The 18,778-nt window shown below is 43.8% G+C and carries 22 protein-coding genes; 1 reads left to right on the top strand and 21 read right to left on the bottom strand.

All coding sequences use genetic code 11. The features are described 5' to 3' along the window. Nucleotides 1-117 precede the first annotated feature (117 nt). The 14 genes from aspB to MKY10_RS10525 form a co-directional block, all read right to left on the bottom strand. On the bottom strand, nucleotides 118-1,299 hold the full coding sequence (gene aspB, locus MKY10_RS10590; protein ID WP_003230667.1) for an aspartate transaminase AspB: 1,182 nt from the start codon (nucleotides 1,297-1,299) through the stop codon (nucleotides 118-120). A 22-nt stretch (nucleotides 1,300-1,321) separates the two neighbouring features. Next, nucleotides 1,322-1,807 (bottom strand): cell wall elongation/penicillin-binding protein regulator TseB, encoded by a 486-nt coding sequence (gene tseB, locus MKY10_RS10585; protein WP_003230665.1) that lies wholly within the window; start codon nucleotides 1,805-1,807, stop codon nucleotides 1,322-1,324. A gap of 8 nt (nucleotides 1,808-1,815) precedes the next feature. Continuing rightward, on the bottom strand, nucleotides 1,816-1,986 hold the full coding sequence (locus MKY10_RS10580; protein ID WP_015251828.1) for a YpmA family protein: 171 nt from the start codon (nucleotides 1,984-1,986) through the stop codon (nucleotides 1,816-1,818). 142 nt (nucleotides 1,987-2,128) lie between these two features. After that, nucleotides 2,129-4,924, bottom strand: coding sequence for an ATP-dependent DNA helicase DinG (gene dinG / locus MKY10_RS10575; RefSeq protein ID WP_015251827.1), 2,796 nt, complete (start codon nucleotides 4,922-4,924; stop codon nucleotides 2,129-2,131). A gap of 125 nt (nucleotides 4,925-5,049) precedes the next feature. Beyond that, nucleotides 5,050-5,433 carry an aspartate 1-decarboxylase gene (panD, locus tag MKY10_RS10570; RefSeq protein ID WP_003225586.1) on the bottom strand — a complete coding sequence of 128 codons (384 nt, stop codon included), beginning with the start codon at nucleotides 5,431-5,433 and terminating at the stop codon, nucleotides 5,050-5,052. 1 nt (nucleotide 5,434) lies between these two features. Continuing rightward, on the bottom strand, nucleotides 5,435-6,295 hold the full coding sequence (panC, locus tag MKY10_RS10565; RefSeq protein ID WP_024571841.1) for a pantoate--beta-alanine ligase: 861 nt from the start codon (nucleotides 6,293-6,295) through the stop codon (nucleotides 5,435-5,437). A 1-nt stretch (nucleotide 6,296) separates the two neighbouring features. Then, nucleotides 6,297-7,130, bottom strand: a complete 834-nt coding sequence (panB, locus tag MKY10_RS10560) for a 3-methyl-2-oxobutanoate hydroxymethyltransferase (RefSeq protein ID WP_029726777.1) — start codon at nucleotides 7,128-7,130, stop codon at nucleotides 6,297-6,299. Between the two features lie 246 nt (nucleotides 7,131-7,376). Continuing rightward, nucleotides 7,377-8,354 carry a bifunctional biotin--[acetyl-CoA-carboxylase] synthetase/biotin operon repressor gene (locus MKY10_RS10555; protein WP_003230650.1) on the bottom strand — a complete coding sequence of 326 codons (978 nt, stop codon included), beginning with the start codon at nucleotides 8,352-8,354 and terminating at the stop codon, nucleotides 7,377-7,379. Beyond that, the gene (locus MKY10_RS10550) at nucleotides 8,339-9,532 is read right to left on the bottom strand and encodes a CCA tRNA nucleotidyltransferase (protein ID WP_116316588.1); all 1,194 of its coding nucleotides are present in this window, start codon (nucleotides 9,530-9,532) and stop codon (nucleotides 8,339-8,341) included. Before MKY10_RS10550 ends, MKY10_RS10555 begins: the two co-directional genes overlap by 16 nt. Before the next feature lie 4 nt (nucleotides 9,533-9,536). After that, nucleotides 9,537-10,670, bottom strand: coding sequence for an N-acetyl-alpha-D-glucosaminyl L-malate synthase BshA (gene bshA, locus MKY10_RS10545; RefSeq protein ID WP_015251824.1), 1,134 nt, complete (start codon nucleotides 10,668-10,670; stop codon nucleotides 9,537-9,539). Next, entirely contained in the window at nucleotides 10,667-11,377 is a 711-nt protein-coding gene (bshB1, locus tag MKY10_RS10540) for a bacillithiol biosynthesis deacetylase BshB1 (protein ID WP_003230642.1), read from the bottom strand. The genes bshA and bshB1 overlap by 4 nt, the downstream gene beginning before the upstream one ends. Next, nucleotides 11,370-11,783, bottom strand: a complete 414-nt coding sequence (mgsA, locus tag MKY10_RS10535) for a methylglyoxal synthase (protein ID WP_003230640.1) — start codon at nucleotides 11,781-11,783, stop codon at nucleotides 11,370-11,372. The genes bshB1 and mgsA overlap by 8 nt, the downstream gene beginning before the upstream one ends. 15 nt (nucleotides 11,784-11,798) lie before the next feature. Continuing rightward, complete coding sequence (gene dapB, locus MKY10_RS10530; protein WP_003230638.1) at nucleotides 11,799-12,602, bottom strand: 4-hydroxy-tetrahydrodipicolinate reductase; 804 nt, start codon at nucleotides 12,600-12,602, stop codon at nucleotides 11,799-11,801. An 11-nt stretch (nucleotides 12,603-12,613) separates the two neighbouring features. Continuing rightward, on the bottom strand, nucleotides 12,614-12,949 hold the full coding sequence (locus MKY10_RS10525) for a nucleotide pyrophosphohydrolase (protein ID WP_004398044.1): 336 nt from the start codon (nucleotides 12,947-12,949) through the stop codon (nucleotides 12,614-12,616). A 139-nt stretch (nucleotides 12,950-13,088) separates the two neighbouring features. Between MKY10_RS10525 and MKY10_RS10520 the strand changes: the two genes are divergently transcribed. Then, entirely contained in the window at nucleotides 13,089-13,961 is an 873-nt protein-coding gene (locus MKY10_RS10520) for a YitT family protein (RefSeq protein WP_003230635.1), read from the top strand. A gap of 41 nt (nucleotides 13,962-14,002) precedes the next feature. Here the strand turns inward: MKY10_RS10520 and ypjB are convergent, their stop codons facing one another. The 7 genes from ypjB to MKY10_RS10485 form a co-directional block, all read right to left on the bottom strand. Further along, complete coding sequence (gene ypjB / locus MKY10_RS10515; RefSeq protein WP_015251822.1) at nucleotides 14,003-14,797, bottom strand: sporulation protein YpjB; 795 nt, start codon at nucleotides 14,795-14,797, stop codon at nucleotides 14,003-14,005. A gap of 68 nt (nucleotides 14,798-14,865) precedes the next feature. Continuing rightward, nucleotides 14,866-15,459, bottom strand: a complete 594-nt coding sequence (locus MKY10_RS10510) for a DUF1405 domain-containing protein (protein WP_003230630.1) — start codon at nucleotides 15,457-15,459, stop codon at nucleotides 14,866-14,868. A gap of 110 nt (nucleotides 15,460-15,569) precedes the next feature. Beyond that, entirely contained in the window at nucleotides 15,570-16,337 is a 768-nt protein-coding gene (locus MKY10_RS10505) for a menaquinol-cytochrome c reductase cytochrome b/c subunit (protein ID WP_003225562.1), read from the bottom strand. Between the two features lie 34 nt (nucleotides 16,338-16,371). Then, the gene (qcrB, locus tag MKY10_RS10500) at nucleotides 16,372-17,046 is read right to left on the bottom strand and encodes a menaquinol-cytochrome c reductase cytochrome b subunit (protein ID WP_003225560.1); all 675 of its coding nucleotides are present in this window, start codon (nucleotides 17,044-17,046) and stop codon (nucleotides 16,372-16,374) included. A 1-nt stretch (nucleotide 17,047) separates the two neighbouring features. Further along, on the bottom strand, nucleotides 17,048-17,551 hold the full coding sequence (locus tag MKY10_RS10495; protein ID WP_003230627.1) for a ubiquinol-cytochrome c reductase iron-sulfur subunit: 504 nt from the start codon (nucleotides 17,549-17,551) through the stop codon (nucleotides 17,048-17,050). Nucleotides 17,552-17,693: 142 nt separating this feature from the next. Beyond that, entirely contained in the window at nucleotides 17,694-18,140 is a 447-nt protein-coding gene (locus MKY10_RS10490) for a YpiF family protein (RefSeq protein WP_014480115.1), read from the bottom strand. Between the two features lie 54 nt (nucleotides 18,141-18,194). Next, nucleotides 18,195-18,734 carry a ReoY family proteolytic degradation factor gene (locus MKY10_RS10485; RefSeq protein WP_015251820.1) on the bottom strand — a complete coding sequence of 180 codons (540 nt, stop codon included), beginning with the start codon at nucleotides 18,732-18,734 and terminating at the stop codon, nucleotides 18,195-18,197. Nucleotides 18,735-18,778 lie beyond the last annotated feature (44 nt).

Here is an 18,778-nt window from a genome sequence, read left to right as displayed (position 1 = left end):
CATTCGGAAGCTCATTGCCCCGCGAACTCTTTTATCATCACTTTATTATACCCGCTCTTAACTAACCGGGTCAATGCAGATAAAAAGCGGCTTTTCTGTCAGCCGCTTTTTGATCTGTTAGCTATGTTTTTCTACAAAACGCTTGATTCTTTCAATGGCTTTTTCAAGAAGATCTAACGATGTTGCATAAGAAAGACGGACATTCTCAGGAGAGCCAAACCCGGATCCTGGAACAATCGCAACTTTTTCCTCCTCGAGAAGCGCTTTAACAAATTCATCTACATCTTTGAAACCGCAAGATTGAGCTGCCTCTTTTGCATTTGGGAACAAGTAAAAAGCACCTTCCGGCTTCACGCAGCTGAACCCCGGGATTTCTATGAGCTTTGCATAGATCGTATTTAACCTATGTTCAAATGCTTCTCTCATTTCTTCCAATGGCTCAGAAGGCCCGTTATAAGCAGCAATCGCTCCGTATTGTGCGATTGATGTCGGGTTTGACGTGCTGTGGCTTGCAAGGTTCGTCATCGCTTTAATAATGTCTTCAGAGCCTGCCGCATAACCGATTCTCCAGCCTGTCATGCTGTGGGACTTCGATACGCCGTTTATAATGACCGTTTGCTCTTTCAGTCTGTCTGACAGCTGTGCAATGGAAACATGTTTCTTTCCGCCGTATGTAAGTTTTTCATAAATTTCATCTGACACAATCAAGATATCATGTTCAAGGCACACTTCACCGAGCGCAGATAGTTCTTCTTCCGTATACATGACACCAGTCGGGTTGCTTGGAGAGTTAATAACGATTGCTTTTGTTTTTTCCGTAATTGCATTTTTCAGCTGCTCAGGCGAAATTTTGAAGTGATTTTCCTCAAGCCCTTCTACATAAACAGGCTTTCCGCCAGCGAGTTTCACCTGCTCCGGGTAGCTTACCCAGTAAGGCGTTGGAATAATAACTTCATCTTCTTCATCCAAAATCACTTGGAAAAGGGTATACAGAGCATGTTTGGCACCAGTGCAGACAATAATTTGAGACGGTTTGTATTCAATATTCTGGTCGCGTTTAAATTTCTCTGCAATGCTGTTTTTCAGTTCAGCCAAACCACCGGAAGGCGTGTATTTCGTATGGCCCTCGTTCATCGAACGCACAGCGGCATCAATAATATGCTGCGGTGTATTGAAGTCAGGTTCGCCTGCTCCTAAGCCGATGACATCATGGCCTGCGGCTTTCAGTTCTTTCGCTTTCGCTGTGATTGCCAGTGTGGTTGATGGTGTTAATGCGGATACTCTTTTTGCCAGTTTCAACTTGAACTCCCCCTAATTCGTCTTAAGGCGTGATATTTTTGAGAATCTTTCCAGTTGTAAAGTCCACATAACTTAAACTGTATTGCCCTTCTTTGTCTAAGTACGTCACTTCCCAAAGCAGGACGTTTCCTTCTCTTGCCAGATGAACCTCTTTTTGCTTTGAAACCAGCCCTTCATCCTTTATGATTTTCGCCGCTTTGTCTTCAGAGATTCCCTCTTTCGCTTCTTTTGAGAGAATTTTTGCTTTTTTATCAGCAGGAACCCAGACATATAATGCAGTGCCTTTTTTATCCGTTCCCTTTACAACATAATATTTCTCTTTTCCGACAAATGTTTCGACTTGATCAACATGGGCGAGATCGGTTTCTTTTTTAGCTTCAGCAGCTGCTGCTTCGTGCCCCTCTTCCTTTTGTGCCATGGCTGATTTATAAATGCTTGCCGAGACAAGAAGTACTGCTAAAAAAATAATACCAAAAATGACGGTAAATATTAATGCTTTTTTTCTCATCTTCTCACCTACGTACGATAAATGGTAAAAACGGCTTGGTTTTTGTTTTCTTCATCCAGCGCAAGGCCGAACATCAGATTTTCTCTTTTCAGTGTACGATTCAATGTGTCCACAATTTTATACAGATCATCAGAATGCTCTACATTAATTGTTGAAAGAATTTCGATTTTACTTTCCATTTTTTCATCCTCCAGTTTGAACAAATATTGTTAGTCATACTCCATTTCAGGACACGCCATACTAGTATCACAGAGCGGGAAATCCGCTTTTAAATAAAACACCATCCTACTCCCACACCGCAAAAGCCGCTTTATGCGGCTTTTATTCTTTTTCCCCTGCAACATAAGCTTCAAGCTCGCTGTCAGTCATTTCGGATACTGAGGTTGTCGGCAAGGCATCAAGAAACAGCCGGCCGTAACCAGCGGTTTTAATCCGTCTGTCCAATATAATAATCGTTCCCTTGTCTCCCGCAGAACGCAGCAAGCGTCCAATTCCTTGCCTAAAGGTCAGCACAGCTTCCGGTAATGACACTGTTTGAAACGGATTCTTTCCTTTTTTGCGGGCAAGCTCACATTTTGCAGCATGAAGCGGGTGATCAGGGGACCGGAATGGGAGCCTCACGATCATTACTGTCGTCAGCTCATCACCAGGGAAATCAACGCCTTCCCAAAAATGATTTGTTCCGAGCAGGATCGCCTGATTGGATGTTTTAAAAGTCTTCATCAGCTTGCCGGGACTTCCGCCTGTAATCCCTTGTGCCAAGAGCTGAATGCCGGAAGCACTCATGTTATGCTTAAGCTCCTGGTGAACCTTTTTCAGCATATCATGGGATGTAAACAGCACAAGGATTTTAGGCTGTTTTTCCTTTGCCATCAGTTCGATATAACGGGCTGTATCCTGTATAAATTCAGGTTGCCCTGTATCCTGAATTGATTTCATTTCTTTTGGAATCATCACCTGCATACGCTCATCGTAAGAAAAGGGTGACTCAATTCTCATTGTCCGCGGGAAAAAGTCACTCAGTCCCAGTCGTTCAATCATAAATTGAAAAGAACCTTCGACTGTAAGGGTTGCAGATGTCAGCACCACACTATTTTTGCGCGCGAAAAACTGATCAGCCAGAAGTTCACCAGGTTCAAGAGGCTGTGCGTAAATGGCCACTGCATTTTTCGCACCCTTTGCATCTATTTCAATCCAAACCGCTTCATCGTCATCAGACCCAAAGAAGAGCTTCTGCAACGTCTGACAGTAATGCTGCAAGCCTTTCATGCTTCTTTGGTATTCATCGGCTAAAAAGACGGTTTTGCTCTTCATACCCTTCAAATGTTTTTCCATCAGGGATGACTGCGCCTCAAAAAGCTGCTGCAAATGTGTCAGCATGGAACAAAGCCTCTCCGCACCATCTGTTAAGATCGACCAGCTTTTATCCTGGCTTTCTTTGTTCACCTTAAACACTAGACGGTTTAAGTCTTCTTTAGGTTTTCTTCGTTTGACAAAAGAATGTACAGAGCTGAAGAAAGCATCACTTTCTGCTTGAACGTGCTGAAGCCACTCTTCCAATTCGAAAAATGAATCAACCGGCAGGCTGTTTCGCTGGAATAGCTGTCTCATCTTTTTTAGAAGTCCCTGCTCCTTCAGAGTGCCGATTCTGCTCAATTTCGTATGCAATTCTATGTACGTGGCTCTTTTCCCTAAATGTTCGCTTGCCGCACGTTCAAAATGGTGTGCTTCATCAATAATAAATGTGCCGCTTTCGGGAAGCCTTTTTTTCTGGCTGCCTTCATCGGTCAGCAAAAGAGAATGATTGGTGATCACCAAATCGGAACGCATAGCAATCTGTTTGGCCCGCTCGTAAAAACCGATCACATGCTCACTGCGACTTCTTTTATAGGAGTCATCGTCATAAGCCAATCTGTCCCACAGCAATTTTCCGCCTGAAGGCAAATTCAGTTCCGCTACATCTCCTGTATTTGTCTCTGTCAGCCAAACGAGAAGCTGTGCCTTTGTCAGTACGGCATCATAATTATCATCTTCTTCATGAAGCACCTGCTCAAATTTATACAGGCATAAATAATGCGATTGCCCTTTTAAAATCGCCGCTGTTACCGGAAATGGAAACAGATCTTGGACAATCGGCAAATCCTTTGTGAGAATCTGCTGCTGTAAAAGCGTCGAATACGTGCTGATTATGACCGGCTTTTTTGATTTCTTGGCAAAAAGCGCAGCCGGAATCAGATAGCCAATCGTTTTTCCGATGCCTGGAGGAGCTTCAATCAGCGCATGCTCACGATTGGCAAACGCATCAGCCACCTCTCTCATCATCATCATTTGGCCGTCTCTTTTTTCATACCCAGGCATTAACTCTGACAGCGCTTTTTCATTTCCCGCTTCCCAGCTTTCGATCTCAAATGAGAAGTTCTCGTCCTCATTTATACGAACATCGATAGCTTCAGGTTCTCTGACAGAAAACGAAGAAAAGCGCGTATAGCCCGGTATCTCGGTATGTCTGTTTTCATTAATGAACATATCCAACAAATGCGTCAGATCACTGATGAAATGCTGCGAAAGCCTTCTTAACTGCTTTAATGTCGGATAAGGAAGCTGCCGCAGCTTTTCAAGGATTTCCAAAAAAATAAGCCCTGTCACTTCAGCATCGCTGTCAGCCCGGTGCGGCTGATCATGCCGCAGCTGAAGCTCCTCGCTTAATTCCGTCAGCTTATACCCTTCAAATCCCGGAAAAACAATGCGTGAGAGCTCGACAGTATCAAGCACTTCACAATCTGGGAGCTGAAAGCCCGCCTTATGTAACTCATACTTGACAAATCCAAGGTCAAAATGGATATTGTGGGCGACAAAATAAGCGCCGTCAAGCAATTGGAATACTTCTTCAGCAACTGCTTCAAATGGCTGTTCATTCTCGACCATTTGATTAGAGATTCCAGTAAGCTGCTCAATAAAAGCAGGGATTGATTTATTTGGATTAATGTATTTTGAAAACCGCTCAGTAATTTGTCCATTTTCGATTACAACCGCTGCGATTTGTATGATTTTATCGCCTTTCTTCGGCGAATTCCCTGTTGTCTCTACATCTATAACAACGAACCGTTGCTTATTCATTAAAATGGACACCTCAATTCTTGCATACGACAAAAGTGTAACACGTTTTGTACGGAAATGGAGCGGCAAAACCGTTTTACTCTCAAAATCTTAAAAGAAAACCCCCGATAAAGGGGGCTTTTCTTCTACAAAATTGTACGGGCTGGTTCGTTTCCCAGCATTTGTTCAATTTTGTTTTGATCATTCAGAACAGCCACTTTCGGCTCGTGGCTTGCCGCTTCTTGATCAGACATCATTTTGTAAGAAATAATAATGACCTTATCTCCTTCCTGCACAAGGCGTGCGGCTGCACCGTTTAAGCATATGACACCGCTTCCCCGTTTACCAGGAATAATATACGTTTCAAGACGTGCTCCATTATTATTATTCACAATTTGTACTTTTTCATTAGGAAGCATTCCCACAGCATCAATGAGATCTTCATCAATTGTAATGCTTCCCACATAGTTCAGGTTTGCTTCCGTAACAGTTGCCCTGTGAAGTTTGCCGCTCATCATTGTTCGATACATATTATATTCTCTCCATTTCTCGAATATCAATAATGATATTATCTATTAAACGCGCTTTTGAAAAAGCAACTGCAACAGCGAGAATCATCTTTCCAGCAATTTCATTCACAGGCTCGAGTTCCGGATAGGAATAAAGCTCTACATAGTCTATGGTTCCGCTAGTCGTTTCAATGATTTCTTTTGCAGCTTTTATCACCGCTTCAGGATCTCTTTCACCGGCTTGGATCAGCTCCGCACTTGTTTGAAGGGCCCGATACAGCTTAGGCGCTTCTTTTCTTTCCTCAGCTGTTAAGTATACATTGCGAGAGCTTTTGGCTAAGCCGTCTTCCTCTCTGACCGTATCGACAGGAACCAATTCAATATCCATGAAGAAGTCACTGATTAACCCATCAACAACAGCTACCTGCTGCGCATCTTTTAAACCGAAATAGGCACGAGTCGGCTTGACTAGATTGAAAAGCTTCGTCAGTACGATCGCGACCCCGTCAAAATGTCCTTCTCTTGAGCGCCCGCATAACACGTCTGTGCGTCTTTCTACATGAATCGTGACATTCTTTTCACCGGGATACATATCATGAGCATCTGGCGTAAATAAAATATCGACTCCGGCGTTTTCTGCAAGAGCTGCATCCCGCTCAATATCGCGCGGATATGCTTCAAAATCTTCATTAGGGCCGAATTGTGCAGGATTCACAAAAATACTCATAATAACGGCGTCGTTTTCTTGTCTTGCTTTGTCTGCTAAGGTTAGATGCCCCTCATGCAGAAACCCCATCGTCGGAACAAATCCGATTGACTTGCCCTCTGAATGGTATTGTTTTATGGCTTCTTTCAGCTGTGAAATATCAGTAATCTGTCTCATCTTATTTTCCCCCGTACAAGCCGTCCAGCACTTTCTGGTTCATTTGAAAGGAATGCTTTTGTTCAGGGAAAGCACGATGTCTTACATCCTGAACATATCCGCTGATTGCTGTTTCGATGGTTTCATCAATGCGCGTATATTGCTTTACAAATTTAGGTGTTCTCTCAACACCGTGGCCGATAATATCATGATAAACGAGAACTTGTCCGTCTGCTTTCACACCAGCCCCGATTCCAATGACCGGTATGCTTAGCGTCTCGGCAATTTTGGCTGTGAGTTCTGCCGGCACACATTCCAGCACAAGCATCATAGCTCCTGCTTCTTCGCATTTTATACTGTCTTCTATTAATTTTTTGGCGCTTTGTTCGTCTTTGCCCTGTACTTTATAGCCGCCCAGTACGCCGACTGACTGCGGTGTCAAACCTAAGTGACTGACTACTGGAATGCCTCCAAGCGTTAATGCGCGAATGGATTCAAACACGCCTTCTCCACCCTCAAGCTTCAGTGCGTCAGCTCCGCTTTCCTGAACGATAGCCGCTGCATTTTTCAGCGTATCTTCCTTAGACAGGTGATAAGACATAAACGGCATATCTGTCACAATAAAGGTATTCGGCGCCCCCCTTTTAACGGCTTTTGTATGATGGATCATGTCCGCAACTGTCACACCGACAGTTGAATCAAGGCCGAGGACGACCATTCCGAGTGAATCACCGACTAAAATCATGTCAACTCCCGCTTGTTCAGCAAGTTTAGCTGCCGGATAATCATAAGCGGTCAGCATGACAATCGCTTCTTCAGACTCCTTCATTTTTAGAAAATCCAGTTTTGTTTTCATGTTTTCTCCTCCTTATGTTTAGAGGAGATGATCTGCCGTTTTCTTCTACAAGCCAAAAAAACCTTCCGTTACAACGAGAAGGATTCTTCACTTTCTAAAGTTCGGCGAGTTTCATCCCTCTGTCCCAGTCCTTTTTTGGATCAAGGCAGACTGCTGCAATGTCTATCTATTTTAATAATAGGTGCAGTTCGCAGGCGATACTGCCCAATGGAAGTATACCAAAATCAACGGGCTTGTACCAACACATTAGCCCAATTCGATATCGGCAGAATAGATTTTTTTAATGCCTTCGTTCGTTTCTAAAAGCAGAACGCCTTCATCATCTATACCTAACGCCTTACCGTAAAAGGTTCCGTTTAACGTTCTGGCTCTCATATTAGTGCCAATACCGAGCGCATAGCTTTCCCATAAAAGCTTAATCGGCGTAAATCCGTGCGTCATATAATCCCGGTACCGTTTCTCAAAGCATAGTAAAATATGCTGGATGACGCCGGCCCGATCAATTTTTTCCCCAGCAGCTTGGCTGAGGCTTGTCGCGATGTCCTTCAATTCATCTGGAAAATCATTAGGCTGCTGGTTAACGTTAATGCCGATCCCAATGATCACTGAACGTACGCGGTCTTCTTCAGCCTGCATTTCCGTTAGGATGCCGACTGTTTTTTTTCCGTTAATCAAAATATCATTTGGCCATTTAATATCCGTTTGGATGCCTGCTGCCTCTTCTATTCCCTGCACAACAGCTACTGCAGCAAGCAGAGTTAGCTGCGGTGTTTTTTGGAGCGGAATGTCAGGCCGCAAAATCAGGCTCATCCAAACGCCGTTTCCTTCTTGAGAATGCCATACCCTAGACATTCGGCCCCTTCCGGCTGTTTGTTTGTCAGCCACCACGAGGGTGCCTTCCGGTGCGTTATTATTCGCAAGCTCATGAGCCGTTTTTTGCGTGCTTGAAAGAACGTCATGATAAATAAGATGCTGGCCCATCACTTCCGTTTTTAATCCAAAGCGGATTTCGCTTTCACTGAGTTTTCCGGGCTTTTTGATGAGCCGATATCCTTTTCTTCTAACGGCTTCTACTTCATAACCCTCTTTCCGAAGCTCTTCAATATGCTTCCACACAGCAGTTCTTGAACAGCCGAGAGCATCACTGATTTTTTGGCCGGAAATAAATTCATTGCCGGCCTGAGAAAATAATTCAATAAGGTCTTTTCTTAATGTTGACCGCATGTCTTCAGCCACTCCTCTATGTGTTTCTTTTGATTGGAGAGCTTCCCTGTCACAACAGCCTGCTCGATCCGCTGTAATTCTTCTGATACCCATTTTCCGGCCGGCCGGTTTCGAAGCGCAAGCAAGTCCTTACCCGTGATATCAAGATCCTTAAGGCTTTTGATCGGCAGGTTTTGATAAGCGTACTGAATGTCCTTCAGTTTCTTTTCATCCAGTTTTTCGTTTTGCCGAAGCTGCGATATTTTGGCCGCTGAGAGCAGTGCTTTTTTCCCAGCTCTGTACATTGTCATTGCGTCAAGGCTCTGGCCAAACGTATCGGCAATGTGAATGGCTTCCTTGATCACTTTTCCCGGGAGCTTCCAGGCTTTCAGGAAAAGGGGCGCGTCTTTCAAAACTATGCCAAGGTTAATTAAAAGAGCAGCCCAAAGCTCCTCACGGGATGTTAAAGAGAAGAATGGAAACTCACTCGTTGAAATCAGGTTTTCTCGTTTATGATAAAAACCAGGAAGCTCTTCATACAATCTCGTTTGAATGAGTGTTTGAAGCGCCTGGCGAGAAGCTCTTCCCTGCAGCAATTTCTCGAACTCTATAGTTTTTCGTTCGACTGAAACATGGGAGAGGAGTGATTTTTCTTTCGCAATGGCTTCTTCTGTTTCCGGTGAAAGCGTAAAGCCAAGCTGGCTCATAAAGCGTACGGCTCTCAGCATACGAAGCGCATCCTCTTGAAATCTATCCTCAGGCTTTCCAACGGTTCGAATCACTTTCTGATCAATATCTTTCTTGCCGCCAAAATAATCAAGCACCTTCCCGTCCGCTGTCATGGCCATCGCATTGATCGTTAAATCTCTGCGTTTTAGATCCTCTTCTAATGATGAGATAAATTGCACTTCTGACGGTCTTCTGAAATCAACATAATCAGATTCAGTCCGGAATGTCGTGACTTCATAGGTTTCATCCTCCCAGAGCACAATAATGGTCCCGTGCTCTTTGCCTACATCAACAGTCCGCTGAAACAGCCGTTCTACTTGATCAGGTGCCGCATCTGTCGCGATATCGACATCTCCGATCGTTCGTTTCATATAGCTGTCACGAACTGCGCCCCCGACAAAATAAGCCTGATGGCCCGCTTCGATTAAGATGCGGAGCACGGGAAGTGCTTTGATAAAAACTTTTTCCATGTGATCACTCCGGTTCTGCTAAATCGGCATAAATCTGTTCATACTGGCTGACAATTTTTTTAGAAGAAAATTCATTTTCAAGCATCTCTATTGCCGCCTTTGTAAAACGATTGCTTAGCTGTTCATCTTCTAAAATGCTCATCGCGCGGGCTGTTGCGGCCGTAACATCACCGACATCCACCAAAAATCCGCTCACATTGTTTTTTATAACCTCAGGGATACCGCCAATGTTTGTTCCAATACAAGGCACTCCGCAAGCCATCGCTTCAAGCAGGACAAGGCCAAAGCTTTCTTTTTCAGATAGCAGCAGCTTCAAATCGCTAATAGAATAAAGCTCTTCAACACGGTCTTGATTTCCAAGCATTAAGACTTGGTCTTCCAAGCCATATTTTCTGATAAGCTCGCAGGCTGTCGATTTCTCCGGACCGTCTCCGACTAAAAGCAGCTTCGCTTTCGTTTTGCCAGCGATATTGCGGAACACACGGATGACATCCTGCACGCGTTTAACTTTTCTGAAGTTGGACACATGGATGACGACTTTTTCATCTGGTAAAATTCCATGTTTCTCTTTAATTGCCGCTGTGTTTTTCTTCAGATACACGCGCTCGTCTATAAAGTTATAAATCGTTTCAATTTTTTTCTCCGGTTTAATTAAATCGTATGTTTCAGCCGCAAGCGCTGAGGAGACGGCCGTCACCCTGTCTGATGACTCAATAGCAAAACGGATCAGATCTTTTAGAGACGGATCATAACCTAACACCGTGATATCCGTGCCATGCAAAGTGGTAACAATGCCGATATTGCGTTTCAGCATTTGTTTTGCAAGATAGGCGCAAACGGCATGCGGGAGAGCATAGTGAGCATGGATAATGTCTAAATTCTCCCGTTCCGCCACCTCAGCGATTTTGCTTGCCAATGTCAAATCATACGGAGGATACTTAAAAACAGCATATTGATTAACCTCAACTTCATGAAAATGAATATTGGGATGATATGTATTCAGTCTAAACGGAATGCTTGATGTGATGAAATGGATTTCATGTCCCTTTTCAGCAAGCTGCTTCCCCAGTTCTGTCGCAATGATACCTGAGCCTCCAACGCTCGGATAGCATGTGATTCCTATTTTTAGTTTTCTCATTGTTCGCCCCCAAGCACATCATGATCAAGCATCAGCATCCGTTTGGAAAAGAAACCTTCGGCATACTCCACGCCCGCTTCTTTACCGTAAAGCTTTTCTCTCGCTTCAACGATTTCAATATACCCATTCGTCAGAGGAGTAGAAACGGAATCCTTTGACGGGATAAACTGGCTTTTGTAGGCGTTGAGGCTTTGTTTCTTTGCCTCTATTGTATCCGAGATATCAATAACAAAATCCGGCTGATGAAAACCATTTATCATATAATAGTAAACCTTGCTGACTTTATGCGCCGGAAGGCTTTTTTCGTCTTTATATTTATGGATTCCGGCGGAAAATATCGCTTCTTCCACCAGTGCAGCCGCATTGCCGTGATCCGGATGGCGATCCTTTTTATACGGCATAAAAACCGCTTTTGGCCGACAGATTCTGATGACAGTGACAATTGACCGAATTGCCTGATCACTCATTATTAGGCCGCGGTCTGGAAGCGTTAGCTGAATTCTTTTATCTGCGCCTAATATGCGGGCTGCTTCAGCTGCTTCTTCTTTACGCAAACTGACCGTACCGTTAGAAGAGAGTTCCGCTTCTGTCAAATCGCATATCATTACTTTTTTTTCCTGTTTGACAAACTTCGCTATTGTGCCGCCCATTCCGATCTCGACATCATCACTGTGGGCGCCAAAAGCAAGAACGTCAGCATTATACATTCGGCTCTTCTCCCCGAAGAAGGTCACGGAATTCGAAAACACCTTCATCAAGTGTGCGCACAAGAATTTCCGCAGTACCCATATTTGTGGCGAGCGGAATGGAATACACATCACATAAACGGATTAATGCCGAGACATCCGGTTCATGCGGCTGCGCGGTCAGCGGGTCGCGCAAAAAAATGACAAGATCGAGTGCATTGGCAGCGATCAGTGCACCGATTTGCTGGTCTCCCCCTAAAGGGCCGGATTGAAAACGTTCAATTTGAAGACCTGTCGCCTCATGAATTTTCAACCCTGTGGTTCCGGTTGCGTATAGATCATGATTCTTTAAAATATCCCGATAGGCAGTCGTAAATTGAACCATATCCTGTTTTTTCTTGTCATGCGCGATCAAAGCAATTTTCATTGTTTATCCCCCCGTCTAATCAATGATATTTTCTAAACCATACACAAGCTGATCAATCTTCATGACTTGTTCGACTGACAGTTTAACGCCTGACATGAAAGAAGCACGGTTATAAGAATCATGGCGTATCTGAAGCGTTTGGCCATCCATGCCGAACATGACCTCCTGATGCGCGATCAGTCCCGGAAGACGGACGCTGTGCAAGCGAATACCGTTTTGCTCCGCTCCTCTTGCCCCTGGGAGAATTTCTTTTTCATCCGGATGTCCTTGCTGCTTTTCTTTACGGACTTCTGAAATCATTTCCGCTGTTTTAAGCGCAGTTCCGCTTGGTGCGTCAAGCTTCTGGTCATGATGAAGCTCAATAATCTCAACATCCTCAAAATAGTTGGCAGCCATTTTTGAAAATTTCATCATCAGTATCGCACCGAGCGCAAAATTTGGCGCGATGATGGCTCCAATCCCTTTTTCTTCTGTTAAAGATGTGAGCTCTTTTAAATCAGCTTCTGAGAAACCGGTTGTTCCGACAACTGGACGGACTCCGTGCTCTAATGCAATTTTTGTATGTACTTTTCCGATTTCGGGCGTTGTTAAATCAATCAAGACATCCGGTTGTGTTTCTGTAAAACAGGCATGGATATCTGTATAAATGAAAGCATCTGACTCAACAGGCATCACATCAGATAATTTTTGCTGATCGTATGTATGGTCTATGGCCCCGACAAGGTCAAAATGAGGTGTTCGTTCTGCCAATTTAACAGCTTCCTGCCCCATTCTTCCACGCGGTCCCGCAATGACTACTTTAATTGTTTCGTTTGACATCTCGATCTCCTCTACTTTCCTTCTTCTTTTCTGGTCCAGCGATCTTTATCTCTTGTATTAAATTTATGCATGACTCGGTCGTGGGCTTCCTCTAAAGAGATATCAAGGGAGTTGGCTAAACAAACCAATACAAATAGCACATCGCCCATTTCCTCTTCCATGCTTTTATCATCTTCAGTCGCTTTTTTTGGTTTTTCTCCATAACGGTGATTCACTTCTCTGGCAAGCTCGCCCAGTTCTTCAGTCAGCCTCGCCATCATGGCCAGCGGGCTGAAATATCCTTCTTTAAATTGGCCGATGTAACGGTCTACTTCAGCCTGTATGTCTTTCATTGTTTTATCACTCACTGAACGAAACCTCCTATCATCCTCTTACATGTTAGCTAATTCAGATACGTTTGACAAATGTTTAAGCACGTTTGCTGTTTTCTTTTTCATCCACTATAATATAAACGCTATCTAATGGAAGGAAAAGGGGTTTTATGTGATGCTTGGAGAAATTAGATTAAAAAACATATTTTTTATTTTAATCGGAGCGGCAATTTTTTCATTTGGCTTGGTTCATTTCAATATGCAGAACAATCTGGCTGAGGGCGGTTTTACAGGTATTACACTTTTGCTTTATGCCCTTTTCCACATCAGCCCCTCTATATCGAACCTGGTGTTGAACATTCCGATTTTTTTTATTGGCTGGCGTTTGCTCGGCAGGACAATGTTTGTTTATACCCTTGTCGGCACTGTAGCCTTGTCTTTGTTCCTCAGCATCTTTCAGCGATATGAAATCCATATGCCCCTTCAGCACGACTTAGCGCTCGCCGCTTTATTTGCCGGCGTATTCATCGGAGCCGGCCTGGGAATTATTTTTAAGTTCGGCGGTACGACAGGCGGTGTTGATATCATCGCACGTTTAGTGAATAAGTATTTTGGGATCCCGATGGGCAGAACGATGTTTGCTTTCGATGCCTGCGTCATCATTTTGTCTTTGCTTACTTATCTCTCCTATAAAGAAGCGATGTATACGCTGGTAGCTGTATTTGTAGCGGCAAGATTAATCGATTTTATTCAGGAAGGCGGATACGCTGCTAAAGGCGCTACGATCATCTCTTCGAAAAACGACCTGATTCAGAAAAAGATTCTTGAAGAAATGGAACGGGGCGTCACCATTTTGAAAGGACAAGGCTCCTACACAAAAGAGGATATAGATGTACTTTATTGTGTGGTGCCGAAAAACGAATTGGTGATGCTGAAAAGCGTGATTAACTCCATTGATCCCCATGCCTTTGTAGCGGTAAGCGATGTTCACGATGTGCTCGGAGAAGGATTTACGCTTGATGAAAATAAAAATCCGCTTCCGCGCTGACATGTAATAGAAAAAAGGCGGCTGACCGCCGCCCCTCACCCTTATTTAGGGTAGTCCCTTTTTTTCAGCTTGTTTTTTTCCGCCTTGTACTTTCTGTAACCGACATAGGTAAGAGCAGTAATGATGATACTGCCGGTTGTAATCATCACCCAGAGTAAAGACGGATCGGCATCATCCTCCTCCACCCTGTCAAACACATTTTTCAGGTCATGCTGAAGAAGGGAAAGCCGTTCAAGCTTCGTGCTCTCTGTCATTTGCTGAAATTCCTCTTGCTCAATAACATCTATATGTTTTCCGACTGTTTCAAGCTGATCCTCTGATACATCGATTGTAAGACTGGGGTAAATCAAGTCATATAAACTGATAAATTCATTCCATTTTTCATGAAAGCTTGTGCTTCCATTCTTCTGGACATCTCGCTTCAGCTCAGTAAAAGCTTCCATAATCGGTTTTTCCAGTGAGCCCCAAAGCGGGTCAGACCGATTGTCAACCGCATCCATCAGCATTCTGAACTGCGCGGCTGCTCTGAGTTTTTGTGTGTCTGATGTATCAGCTTGCTTTAAACTCCGAACCATATCATTATAGCCCAATGTGATTTGACGAATTTGGGCTCCCGTTAGCATGGGGTCTTGCTGTTTTTTCTCAGCGGATTTTAATGTTTTTTCAAAATACTCCAAGACTTGAAGCGCCTCTTCATATTTCGCTTGTCGGGTCATTTGAAAGACTGTATCGGATAAATCATTCAATTCCTCGAGGCTTCCCCGCTCTGCAGCCTTGGCATTTCCATTATAAAAAATAAGTGCAATCAACAAACAGATCGTCAGCTTTCGTTTCATGCAGGTCCCTCCCACTCTCTCTCCTTACAGAATATGAAGAAAGGGACAAGGATAGACCAACATTGTCTTTACATCAGCTCAAGCTTCGTTTGTTTTTTTGAGACCACAAGAAAGTAAGCAAGCGCGATTGAAAAGATGCTTAGCCAAAATGTTCCGTATCCTATTTCAGTCATATAATCAGAAAGCATAGAGTATTGCGGCATCATATCAAACAAGTAGTCAATGACATCGTTATGCAGTGTCCAGACTGCAGCAATTGCAAGATGCCAAAATGAAAAACGAAAATACGGACTGTATAATACGCCTTGAACTGCCATTGCAAAATGCGAAGCAATTAGCATGTAGCCCTCCCACGGCAAGTCACCAGTTACTGCAAGCACAAGAAAATTCATAGCCACCGCCCATAGGCCATACTTTACGAGGGTAACTAGCGCAAGCGCCTCAAAGAACGGAGCATTCCGTTTCATGAGAAAGGCAAGCAGCACAAACAGAAAGAAAAACGTTGCTGTCGGACTGTCCGGAACAAAAATCAGGAAACGTGCCGGTGTCTCCAAAAGCTGCGGCAAGTACCAATAGTAGCCGTAAACCGTTCCCAGAAAATTAATGGCTAAGACAAGAATAAGCATCGGCCGCTGCCCTAATACATATTGAAACCATTTCACATCGAATCAACTCTCAGTCTGTAAAAATAATATGTCCAAATAAAAAAGCTGACGCCGGGTCAGCTTTTGATAATAAAAGTATATCCTTCCATTTGACAATTCACAATACGTTATTTTGCGGTTGTTTCAGAAATAAATTTTGCAAGTTCTTCGAGCTGCTTATCATTTCCTTTGAACACACCCGCCGGCATTTTGCCTTTCCCTTCTACAGCGATTTTTTTGATTTCATCCGGTTTCAGCCCGCTGTCAACCAATGAAGGCCCGGCCGCTCCTCCCTGAAGGTTATCCCCATGGCAAGAAATACAGCCCTGTTCCTTAAAAACCTTATATCCTTCTGCATTGGTGTCAATGTCGGCTTCTTTTGTAATTTTCCCCTGTTCTTCTGCCTTGGCCCAGTCATGAGTAGCAACTGACTGCCACGTCAAAAATACAGCAGCGGAAATGGCCAGAAGCATCATACCGACAGCGACCGGACGCTTCCACGGCCTTCTTTCTGTCCCTCTGTCTAGGAATGGAGCCAAAAGCAGGGCCCCAAAAGCGAGACCTGGCATAATCATGGCGCCGACCACTGTAAAGCTTCCGGCGGCGTATTCATACTTCAACAGCTGGTATAAGAAAAGAAAATACCAATCCGGCAGCGGAATATAACCAGTATCAGTCGGGTCCGCCATCCGCTCCAAAGGCGGCTGATGCACAATCGTCAAAACGAGAAAACCGATGAGAAAGACAGCTCCAACCATCCATTCCTTTAACAAGAAATTTGGCCAGAAAGCCTCTGTTTTACCCGGATACTCCGAATAATCCTTCGGTATATTCGGCTTTTTTTCAGCCGGTATCCTTGAGTCGCCTACAAATTTCATCCCTTTGCCCCGGTGCATGTCATCCCCTCCCTTTTATTCGCAGATCAAGAGTTTAAAGCGGTCCTGAAATCCCCTGCTTCCGGATCATAATAAAATGTGCAGCCATCAGCCCGAACAATGCGGCAGGAAGAAAAAATACATGGATCGCAAAAAACCTAGTCAGCGTTTGGGCGCCTACAATATCCGGATGCCCTGCAAGGAGCGTTTTAACTTGCGTTCCGATCAAAGGCGTGGCTTCGGCGATCTGCAGCCCGACTTTTGTTGCAAACAGAGCCTTCATATCCCAAGGAAGCAAGTAGCCTGTAAAGCCAAGACCGAGCATAACAAAAAAGATCAGCACACCGACAATCCAGTTCAGCTCGCGCGGTTTTTTATACGCGCCTTGGAAAAAGACCCTCAGCGTATGTAAAAACATCATCACAATGACCAGGCTCGCACCCCAGTGGTGCATCCCCCTGACAATCTGGCCGAATGCCACTTCATTTTGCAAATAATATACCGATTCCCAGGCATTTTTGATATCAGGCACATAATACATCGTTAAAAACATTCCAGATAATACTTGGATAACGGTTACAAAAAACGTCAGTCCCCCAAAGCAATACACAAACGCAGAGAAATGATGGGCGGGATTCACATGTTCCGGTACTTCGTGATCGGCAATATCCCTCCACATCGGTGTAATATCAAGCCGCTCGTCTACCCAGTCATAAATTTTGTTCAGCATGTCACCCTTCCCCCTTAGGCTTTGCTTTTCCAAGATACAGGAAGCCGTCTTTTACTTCTTGCTCATAATGATCAAGAGGCGCAAGCGGCGGCGTGCCAGGGACATTGGTGCCGTCCTTTTCATAGAGTCCGTAATGGCATGGACAAAAGAATTTATTCGGGTTTTTAGGATCACTATTCCAGTTCACCGTACACCCTAAATGCTTACAAATTGGCGAAAGTGCTACAATTTCATCCCCGTTTTTGAAGACCCAGGCTGATCTAGACTCTTCTGACTCATACCAGGCATCGACTTGATTAATTTTAAAATCAAAGCGCTGCGGCTCTTTTGTCAACTCATCAACGCTGACAACCTGAACCATATCCTGCTTCCCTGTCGATTTTAATACCGGGTCGAGTGCGAAGCGAACCATAGGCATGAGCATACTAGCCGCCATAAAACCTCCTACACCTGTGAGCGTGTAATTCAAAAATTGACGTCTGGATATATCATGTTTTCCGCCCATCTCTTCTCCCCCCTCTAGGTCACCCCTGCAAACTGACTAAAATAGAAAATATTGCAATAACTCTAGACACCCTCATAATATATGAATCTCTCAGCAAGGTCAATATAGCCAAAATATTGTTTATAAGGAAATGTAAGTGTTTTTATGAAGTGCTCCATAACTGTAACAAAACGTTCAAAATTTCAGCAGTGCGTTCATCCAATATTTTTCTTTTTAAAGAGTCATTTAAATGCTCTAATGGAACAGACGGTGTAACAATCATTTTGCCTAACGCATCCTCAGCTCTCCAACTTTCGTCAGATGTGAGCAGGACAACATGCGGAAATTCCGTTATCAGCTCTTCCCGCAAATCCTTAAGCCCTTGAACGGTTATTTCATTTCTATCAACATATGTATAAGGAGGAAGTAAATATACCCGTCCCTTTAACTGCCTTTCAAGTTCTTCTGAGAGAAGCTGCGTAAACTCGCCTTTCTCCGCCGCCATTTTAAAATGGTTATTAACTCTTATGTTAATTAATGGTATGACAGCGGTATCAATGTAATCCTTAGCTTGTAAATAGTCCTTGGCATCAGTGATTCTCCACCTCATCGTTCTCCCCCTTTACGGCAACAAGCCTTGCAATTCACTGCAAGGCTGGTCATATTATGTGAGCTGATTTAATTGGCGCGATAATTGTTCAAATGCCTCTTTATCATGACGATCTAACGCCTCGTCAATGTCTTTTAATAATTTTTCTCTTTGGAATGTGGAAATAGCGTGCTCTAAAATCTGTTCCGCCAATCCCTGATCTTTTTTATTCTCAAAAAGGTTTTTCGGAATATGCGGGTTGGACTCCAGCACCGCCGCATATTCAGGTGAGCTGTAAGCCGAACGGAAATTAAGCTGGATAAACAAATCTTGCTGTTTATTTAATCTAATATCATGAAAAGATTTTTCCGCGTCGGTAGTCATGACATTCTCTTTATAGAACCGGAACGGAACTTCTTCAACACAATGTGTTGACATTATAATGCCTCTCGGGCAAAATTCAGCCTGCTCCACAAAATGAACCTTCTCCATGAGAGAATCATGGCTCATTAAGTAGTTCAAGATCCAAACGCACTCTCGGCGCTTTAACTGATAATGGTTTAAAAACCAACGGATAAAATCTTTTTTCTCATTGACAGAAACAGGGGTCTGCATGTAATTCCCTCCTCTATCGTTCGTATAATCTATATACTTATATG

Origin of the sequence: Bacillus sp. FSL P4-0290, assembly GCF_037975435.1 — a bacterium.
Taxonomy (GTDB): domain Bacteria; phylum Bacillota; class Bacilli; order Bacillales; family Bacillaceae; genus Bacillus; species Bacillus subtilis.
This window is presented reverse-complemented; position numbering and strand designations above follow the sequence as displayed.

Excerpts from the sequence above, each read along its gene's own strand:
- tseB (WP_003230665.1), bottom strand. The coding sequence starts at position 1,807 with ATGAGAAAAAAAGCATTAATATTTACCGTCATTTTTGGTATTATTTTT.
- MKY10_RS10580 (WP_015251828.1), bottom strand. The coding sequence starts at position 1,986 with ATGGAAAGTAAAATCGAAATTCTTTCAACAATTAATGTAGAGCATTCT.
- dinG (WP_015251827.1), bottom strand. The coding sequence starts at position 4,924 with ATGAATAAGCAACGGTTCGTTGTTATAGATGTAGAGACAACAGGGAAT.
- panD (WP_003225586.1), bottom strand. The coding sequence starts at position 5,433 with ATGTATCGAACAATGATGAGCGGCAAACTTCACAGGGCAACTGTTACG.
- panC (WP_024571841.1), bottom strand. The coding sequence starts at position 6,295 with ATGAGACAGATTACTGATATTTCACAGCTGAAAGAAGCCATAAAACAA.
- panB (WP_029726777.1), bottom strand. The coding sequence starts at position 7,130 with ATGAAAACAAAACTGGATTTTCTAAAAATGAAGGAGTCTGAAGAAGCG.
- MKY10_RS10555 (WP_003230650.1), bottom strand. The coding sequence starts at position 8,354 with ATGCGGTCAACATTAAGAAAAGACCTTATTGAATTATTTTCTCAGGCC.
- MKY10_RS10550 (WP_116316588.1), bottom strand. The coding sequence starts at position 9,532 with ATGGAAAAAGTTTTTATCAAAGCACTTCCCGTGCTCCGCATCTTAATC.
- bshA (WP_015251824.1), bottom strand. The coding sequence starts at position 10,670 with ATGAGAAAACTAAAAATAGGAATCACATGCTATCCGAGCGTTGGAGGC.
- bshB1 (WP_003230642.1), bottom strand. The coding sequence starts at position 11,377 with ATGTATAATGCTGACGTTCTTGCTTTTGGCGCCCACAGTGATGATGTC.
- mgsA (WP_003230640.1), bottom strand. The coding sequence starts at position 11,783 with ATGAAAATTGCTTTGATCGCGCATGACAAGAAAAAACAGGATATGGTT.
- dapB (WP_003230638.1), bottom strand. The coding sequence starts at position 12,602 with ATGTCAAACGAAACAATTAAAGTAGTCATTGCGGGACCGCGTGGAAGA.
- MKY10_RS10520 (WP_003230635.1), top strand. The coding sequence starts at position 13,089 with ATGCTTGGAGAAATTAGATTAAAAAACATATTTTTTATTTTAATCGGA.
- ypjB (WP_015251822.1), bottom strand. The coding sequence starts at position 14,797 with ATGAAACGAAAGCTGACGATCTGTTTGTTGATTGCACTTATTTTTTAT.
- MKY10_RS10505 (WP_003225562.1), bottom strand. The coding sequence starts at position 16,337 with ATGCACCGGGGCAAAGGGATGAAATTTGTAGGCGACTCAAGGATACCG.
- qcrB (WP_003225560.1), bottom strand. The coding sequence starts at position 17,046 with ATGCTGAACAAAATTTATGACTGGGTAGACGAGCGGCTTGATATTACA.
- MKY10_RS10495 (WP_003230627.1), bottom strand. The coding sequence starts at position 17,551 with ATGGGCGGAAAACATGATATATCCAGACGTCAATTTTTGAATTACACG.
- MKY10_RS10490 (WP_014480115.1), bottom strand. The coding sequence starts at position 18,140 with ATGAGGTGGAGAATCACTGATGCCAAGGACTATTTACAAGCTAAGGAT.
- MKY10_RS10485 (WP_015251820.1), bottom strand. The coding sequence starts at position 18,734 with ATGCAGACCCCTGTTTCTGTCAATGAGAAAAAAGATTTTATCCGTTGG.